9 protein-coding genes are annotated in these 7319 nt (G+C 38.0%); all 9 read left to right on the top strand.

Going from position 1 to position 7319, the window contains the following annotated elements; genetic code table 11:
• The first annotated feature begins 131 nt into the window (after window positions 1–131).
• Complete coding sequence (locus BUB45_RS19150) at window positions 132–398, top strand: hypothetical protein (protein WP_073013472.1); 267 nt, start codon at window positions 132–134, stop codon at window positions 396–398.
• Window positions 385–753 (top strand): phage head-tail adapter protein, encoded by a 369-nt coding sequence (locus BUB45_RS19145; protein ID WP_244527780.1) that lies wholly within the window; start codon window positions 385–387, stop codon window positions 751–753. The genes BUB45_RS19150 and BUB45_RS19145 overlap by 14 nt, the downstream gene beginning before the upstream one ends.
• Window positions 750–1142 (top strand): hypothetical protein, encoded by a 393-nt coding sequence (locus BUB45_RS19140; RefSeq protein WP_073013468.1) that lies wholly within the window; start codon window positions 750–752, stop codon window positions 1140–1142. Before BUB45_RS19145 ends, BUB45_RS19140 begins: the two co-directional genes overlap by 4 nt.
• The gene (locus BUB45_RS19135) at window positions 1142–1543 is read left to right on the top strand and encodes a DUF3168 domain-containing protein (RefSeq protein ID WP_073013466.1); all 402 of its coding nucleotides are present in this window, start codon (window positions 1142–1144) and stop codon (window positions 1541–1543) included. The genes BUB45_RS19140 and BUB45_RS19135 overlap by 1 nt, the downstream gene beginning before the upstream one ends.
• Before the next feature lie 31 nt (window positions 1544–1574).
• Entirely contained in the window at window positions 1575–2189 is a 615-nt protein-coding gene (locus tag BUB45_RS19130; RefSeq protein WP_073013464.1) for a major tail protein, read from the top strand.
• Window positions 2189–2770 (top strand): hypothetical protein, encoded by a 582-nt coding sequence (locus BUB45_RS20305; RefSeq protein ID WP_073013462.1) that lies wholly within the window; start codon window positions 2189–2191, stop codon window positions 2768–2770. The genes BUB45_RS19130 and BUB45_RS20305 overlap by 1 nt, the downstream gene beginning before the upstream one ends.
• 45 nt (window positions 2771–2815) lie before the next feature.
• Window positions 2816–3178 (top strand): phage tail assembly chaperone G, encoded by a 363-nt coding sequence (gene gpG, locus BUB45_RS19120; protein ID WP_073013460.1) that lies wholly within the window; start codon window positions 2816–2818, stop codon window positions 3176–3178.
• A gap of 38 nt (window positions 3179–3216) precedes the next feature.
• Complete coding sequence (gpGT, locus tag BUB45_RS20300) at window positions 3217–3363, top strand: phage tail assembly chaperone GT (protein ID WP_212590795.1); 147 nt, start codon at window positions 3217–3219, stop codon at window positions 3361–3363.
• Window positions 3364–3393: 30 nt separating this feature from the next.
• The coding region (locus BUB45_RS19115) for a phage tail tape measure protein (RefSeq protein ID WP_073013458.1) at window positions 3394–7319 on the top strand (3926 nt) is incomplete at its 3' end.

The following is a 7319-nucleotide window of genomic DNA, read 5'->3' as shown; positions in this document are numbered from 1 at the left end:
AAACAGTACGCTACTGGTAAACCAAAAGATAATTATGCTGCTCAAGTATACAACTTAAAAATTTATGAAGCTGGTGTTGAGGGGTGATCTGATTGGTCACAGATGATTTATTAAAAGAATTCAAAGACAGAATGCATATATCGCATAGCGGAGAGGACAGCAATTTAAAACAGTTGCTGTCTTACTCTATTTCATCAATCAAAGGAAATTGTGGGGAGTTTAATATCGCAGGAGAATCAGATATTGATGTCAGAGCAAGGGAACTGGTTTTCGAGCGTACTAGATATGCTTATAATGAAGCGCTTGAATACTTTGAGAATAATTTTCTTAGTGAAATAAATTCACTAGGAATTGATATTGCTTTATTAGAAGAAGGTGAAGAAGATGCAACCTTTTAAGTACAAACCACCACGCGTTAATGCTGGTGATTTACGCACACCAGTAACCTTTTATGAATATGCGCCTAATCCTGGACCCGAGCCAGGAGAACAAGAAAAGCAAGTCCTGTATGATTGCATGGCTAAAGTAGATGAAGTTTGGCTCAAGGACTTAGAGCTTGCTAAGTCTAATGGTACTTTATCAGATGTGACACTTACTGTAAGAGATCCGTTGCAAGATTACATCCCTAGCGATGATCATTATCTATCTATCGATGCGCCTGAATATCGTAATAAACGATATAACATTAAACACGTACAACCCGATTTACAAAACAAAAAGTTTATTACGGTTGTTGGTAGGTTGGTTAAATGAGTGTGAAAATCAGAGGATTAAACAAACTCTTAGATGAGTTAGAAACCAAGCTAGGCAAACAAGGTATGCAACGGATAAGCGACAAAGCTTTAATTAATGCTGCAAATGAGTTTGTAAGAGTCCTAAAGTCTGAATTTCAGAGTTTTAGAGACACAGGAGCAAGCATAGATGAAATCACTATTACAGGTCCTTTGTGGGAACAAGGCACAAGAACCATTAAAATACATTGGACTGGTCCAAAAGGACGCTACCGTATAATTCATTTGAATGAATGGGGTACGGTTAAAAATCCTAATCCACGAGGTAAAGGTGCAGTTGCAAGGGCAATGAAAAATAGTGAAAAGGCATATCGCGATGCAGTGCGTAAAGCAATAAAGGGTGGGCTGTAATGGATATTTTAGATAAGGTATATGAAGCGTTAATTGCTGATGATTATATCAAAAAACAAACATATGACGAGACCGTTGAGGAGTATAGAATTAAATTTTATAAGTACCCTGCAACTGGCGATGTTGACAACCCTTATATTGTTATTGATCCGATTGACTCACCGGCTCCAGCTGACTATGCGGATAACCAATGGGCAAAATTAGATTTTCTCTTGCAGATTGATGTTTGGTCGCGTGACAGAAAGCTAACTGATAGTGTGGCCAACAGAATACGGAACATCATGTGGGAGACATTTGGGTTTGCACAAAAAGCAGGACCCAAAGAGTATGATGAAGGCGTATTTCGTGATGCGAGACGCTATAGAGGTAAATTATATCGAGATGATTTCGACAGCTTATAGGCTGTCTATTTTATTTTAAGGAGTGATTAATTTGGCAGAACAAAAGAATTACCGTGCATCTACAGGTGTAAATGAATTTTATTACGGTGCAGTAGGTGATAATGTCATCGCTGATTATGTTGAGAGAGTAAAGTTTTTGCAGACTATTACAGTAGAAATGCCACAAGAGCCGGTTAGAGCTTACGGTGATAATCAAACCGCAGAAATAGCTGTATCTGGTGGAGACGTTTCCGTTACTGCAGGGTTTCATAAAATTCCACTGGAAGACAAAGAAAAATTGCTAGGATGGGAAAGAGTTGACGGAATCATAGCGACCGGAAGCAACGATAATCCACCTTACGTAGCAGTGATTTTTGCTAAAACATTTGAAGATGGATCCAAAGAATATGTTGGATTACCGAAAGGAATGTTCACGCGCCCAAGTGTTACTGGAAACTCCAAAGGAGAAAGCACCGAGTTTTCGAGTGAGGAAATCACAGCGTCATTTATGGATAGAGAAGTAGAGGGATTTAGTAAAGAAAAATCAGCCCTTTTTGCGTACGATAAAAAAGGAGAAACCACTAACCGTGACGCACTATTCTTAAAGATTTTTGGAAAACCTTATCCAACGGATGAAGAAGAAAATACCGGAGGTGTTGAAGGATAATGAGTACTTTTGATGCAATTGTAACCCAAGACATACCAGCTAATCGCTTACTATCTATGACAGGTGGTAACGGTGCCCCACATTTATCTATTACTGCAGCAGGGGGATCACCAGACTTTGTGTCTACAGGCGATCTTAAAGAAAGTCAAGCCGTCACCGTAACCATGAGAGATAAGCCGATATGGAACGTAGAAGCGGGGGAAGATTTAACCGCAGGTCAATATGTGGAAGCAGGAGAAGGCGGTGTTATTGTTGGATCTGCTGGGGAAGGAATTGGTTACGTAACAGATGCTGTAAAAGCAGGAGAAATAGCCAATTTAGTCAGACAATCTAGCGGAGGATCTGGTGAAAAAGGTGATCCAGGAAAAAACGGTAAGTCAGCATATGAGATCGCTGTTGATAGTGGCTTTACAGGAACCGAGCAAGAGTGGTTAAACTCTTTAAAAGGTCCGAAGGGTGATAAAGGCGATAAAGGAGACAAAGGTAATCCGGGTAAAGACGGCAAAGATGGCTTTGGAACCGAAACTCAATATAACGACATTATAGCAAGATTAGAAGCGCTAGAAGGTGCAGGATCATAAGAGCATGGTTAATCCCTTGCTCTTTTAAAATTAGGAGGAAATAAAATGGCTAATTTAAAAAGACATATGATAGAGATTGTGAAAGAAGTAAAAGCAGGAGAAACTGTAACGGAAAAATTTTTAACCCCTATTTTTCTCCCAATGTCAGTTGTGTACGAAGCGATTGATTTGTCTGCTGAGATTGAAAAAGTCGCAGATGATGATAGTGTGAAAAAAGAAAAAGAATTAATGGAAAAAATGCTAGTATTTGTATCTGATAAAATTTATGGGAAACAATTTACAAAAGATCAACTATTTAATGGTTTGCATGCCCCTGATGCTATTAAAGTTTTGCAAGATCAAATCTTGTTTGTTTCAAGGGGGATGCAAAATGATGAAACAAAAAAGTATCTGGCGAAGAAAAATTAAATGATAAAGACTATACTTCCGATAAGCAAAAAGAATATATGGATGCTTTTATCATGGATTTAATGGAAGCTGGAAAAGATATTAATGACATATTAAATATGCCATATAATTTTGTTTTGGAATTATTACACGAAAGAAATAAACCAAAAAAAGAAAAGTCATTAATCGCCGCATTTGGTGGTTAATGACTTTTCTTCATGAAAGGGGGTTAATGTGTGGAGCGTATTGAAGGAATGTCTATTGCTCTTGACCTTGAGACGTTACGGCTAGAACGTGGTTTAACCGGCTTAAAAGATCAATTGAAGACAGTAAATAGTGAAATGAAAGCGAACATGTCTGCTTTTGATCGTGGAGATCAAACTGTTGAGAAATATGAAACTAGGTTAAGAGGTCTGAATAAAAAATTAGAAACACAAAAAGCAGTGACTAAAGCCGCAAAAGCTGAATACGAAAAAATGGTTAGCGAGTATGGGGAAGGCTCAAAGGAAGCTGAAAAGGCTGCCAGAGAGTATAATCATCAAGCTGCCGCACTTAACAACCTTGATCGTTATGTGTCAAACGCACGTGAAGAATTAGAAAAGTTAAGAAAACAACAGGACCTCTCCAACTCTCGCTGGGGGAAATTTACAAGTAATTTAGATCAAGCATCAGACCGAATGAAAAGTACTGGTGAAAAATTCACGAATTTAGGCTCAAGTTTATCAACATCCGTGACTACACCTATTTTAGCGTTAGGTGCCGGTTCTTTGTTAACGGCAAAAAACTTTGAAAGTTCTTCTGTACGTATGCAAAATTCGTTAGGTTTAACAGCAAAAGAAGCTAAGAGTCTAACGAAAATATCCCGCGATATTTACAAAAAAGGATTTGGAAATAGCTTTGAAGAAGTAGACAACGCGCTCTTGCAAACAAAGCAAAATATTCAAGGGTTGAATCAGGCTGAGCTTGGAAAAATAACTAAAAAAGCTTTAGTTTTATCTGAAACATTTAATTCTGATGTGAACGAAGTGACTCGTGCCGGAAACAATTTAATTAAGGGCTTTGGCATAGAAGCTGACAAAGCTTTTGATTTAATGGCTTCCGGTGCTCAAAATGGGTTAAATTTTTCTAACGAAATGTTTGATAACCTCAGCGAATATGCTCCGTTGTTTGGGAAAATGGGATATTCCGCTGAAGAATATTTTCAAATGTTAATTCAAGGTTCAAAAGCAGGCGTATATAACCTAGACTTTATTAATGATGCAATGAAAGAGTTTCAGGTTCGTCTGAAAGATGGATCTAAGTCTACAAGTGATGCGATGGGAGAAATGTCAAAGTCTACACAAGACGTTTGGAAAGCCTTTTTAAACGGTGATAAGACGGTTAAAGATGTATCAAATACTGTTTTAAAAGAATTAGAAGGTATGGATGACCAAGTAAAAGCCAACGAAATTGGGGTTGCACTCTTTGGAACTAAGTGGGAAGACCTTGAAGCCGATGCTATGTATGCTCTTGGCGGGATAGATGGCAATTTAAAAGGCGTTAATGGAACAATGGACAAAATGTCTAAAAACATGGAAAAAACGTTTAATCAACGTGTTAAAAAAGTTTGGAGAGATTTGCAGTCGGCATTATTACCAATTGGCGAAGTACTCCTTGATATAGCAGAAGACGCATTACCTAAAGTATCAAAAGCGATTCAAGATGCAACTAAGTGGTTTTCTAACCTTTCTCCAGAGATACAAAAAGCGATTGTCGCTACTGGAGGTTTAGCGTCTGCCATGGGTCCATTAATGTTGGTGTTCGGTGGAGCTTTTCGGACTATTGGCATGTTTACTGGCGGTCTATCCAAAACTATTAAGTTTTTTGGACGTATGGGTAAAGGCTCTAAAGACGCTGGAAAATCATTACAAACTTTTGATGGCGTATCTAAAAAGTCAGGAACCGAAGCGTTAAAAACGTCTGGTAAGTTTGGTAAAGTGGTCGGAAGTTTAGGGAGAGTTGGAAAAATAGCTGGTATAGCTAGATTAGGTTTATCTGCATTAGGTGGTCCAATGGGAATTTTGGCAAGCATTGCAATTCCTGCATTAATCAAAGGTGGAATTGGACTGGTTAACCATCTGAAAGAGGATAGCATTCCGGCTGTTGAAGGATTTGGCGATAAAGTTTCGGATTCAACAACTAAGGCTGTTTTGGGTTATGAAAAATTGAATAATGAAGCTACCACCCAATTAAATCAATTGTTTTGGAGCGGGCAAGAGATAACGGAAGAAGGGTCTCAAAAATTAATTCAGACTTTTAGTTCTATGACCAATCAAATTTCCACTAATATGAAAACAAAATTTGACGAGAGCTATCAGTCTATGAGCAATTTTTTCGCAAATTCAAAAGCACTGTCAGACCAAGAAGAACAAGCTATATTACTCAAAATGCAAGAAAGTCATTTAAAACGGCAAGAGGAAGTACAAAAGAATCAAGATAGAATCAAAGAAATATTAAATACAGCTTCGCAAGAAAAACGTTCTTTAACTAAATCCGAAAAGACAGAAATTAACCAGATTCAAGATTCAATGAGGAAAACTGCTGTTCAAACAATGTCCAAATCTCAAATTGAGCAAGAAGCAATTATGACGGAACTTAAGAACAATTCCCGTAACATAACAGCTCGTCAAGCGGCGGATACGGTTAAAAACAGCAAAAAGGCTAAAGATGGCTCGGTTAAAGAAGCGAACAAAAAGTTCAATGAGGTGAGGAATTGGGCTGTTTATGAGCGGGATGTAACAGGGAACTTATCAAAAGAAGAAGCGGATAAGATTATTAAAGATGCAAGAAACACGAAGAACGAAACCATAAAAAAAGCAAAAGAAAAACACAGAGGTGTAGTTGACCAAGCGAGAAAACAAGCTAAAGGACATGCTAAAGAAGTTAATTGGACCAGAGGAACAGTTCTTACTAATTGGGATAAGTTGGTTATTGGTGTAGCAGAAGCGATGGGGAATATTACAGATGGTGTTAACTGGGTTTTAGGGAAAATAGGACTAAAACATCTGAAAATTCCTAAGTGGTTTCCAAAAACAATGACCAAAGCACTGATGGGGTACGAAAAAGGTACTTCTCGCCACGGGCATCCGGGCGGTCACGCGATTGTGGGGGAGAAAGGAAGAGAACTCGCTTATATACCAGGTCAAGGCATAACTATGCTGGGAGAAACAGGACCTCAATTTTTAGATTTACCAAAAGGAACATCTGTCTTACCAAATAAGCACACTGAAAATCTATTAAAATCTTATGGATTCCCTGGTTATGAATCAGGTATTGGGAATTTCTTTGACATGGCTTTATCTAGTCCGAAAAAATTAGTAAATAAAGTATGGAGTAAATTCCTTGGAAAACTACCTTCGTTTGGAGGAACTTTTAAAGACTTGTTTAAAGGTACGGTGTCTTACGCTAAAAAGGGAGCCGGTAGTTATATAAAAAATAAAATTAAAGACTTCTTTTCTTTTGGGGAAGATGTTAAAGGAAAGGTAAATGGTAGCCTTTCTAAATGGATTAATGCTGCTATTAAAATAGCAGGTGTTCCTCAAAGTTGGTTTAAACCATTAACCACTATAGCGGTTAAGGAATCTGGAGGTAACCCTCGCGCTGTAAACAGGTGGGATATAAATGCTAAACGTGGTATTCCTTCCATGGGTTTAATGCAGACAATTATGCCTACTTTCCAAGCGCATAAAAAGCGTGGGCTTGATAATATCTTAAACCCTATTCATAATGCGGTAGCAGCCATAAATTATATTAAATCCCGTTACGGCAATGTCTTTAACGTACCCGGTATCAAAGCAATGCGTAGAGGTGGAAAATACGTTGGTTATAAAACAGGTGGCTTAGTAAAAAACAAGGGATTGTATGAACTTGCGGAAGATGGATGGCCAGAATATGTCATACCAACAAATCCATCCCGAAGAACAGAAGCTATGAAATTATTAGCTTTAGCTGGTAAGGATATACAACGAAACAAACAAGGTAATAAACGACCTAGTCAGCTATCTGATGCTACCATAAGTAACGACAACAAAGACTACACCAAAGACCTACTAGATGCAACATTAGAGCAAAATAATATCTTAATGCAGATACTTGCTAAGGATAATAATGTGTATTTGGATAG

Origin of the sequence: Virgibacillus chiguensis (genome assembly GCF_900129865.1) — a bacterium.
In the GTDB taxonomy this organism is placed as follows: Bacteria; Bacillota; Bacilli; order Bacillales; family Amphibacillaceae; genus Virgibacillus; species Virgibacillus chiguensis.
Note: the sequence above shows the minus strand (reverse complement) of the source record. Positions and strands in the feature narration are given on the sequence as shown.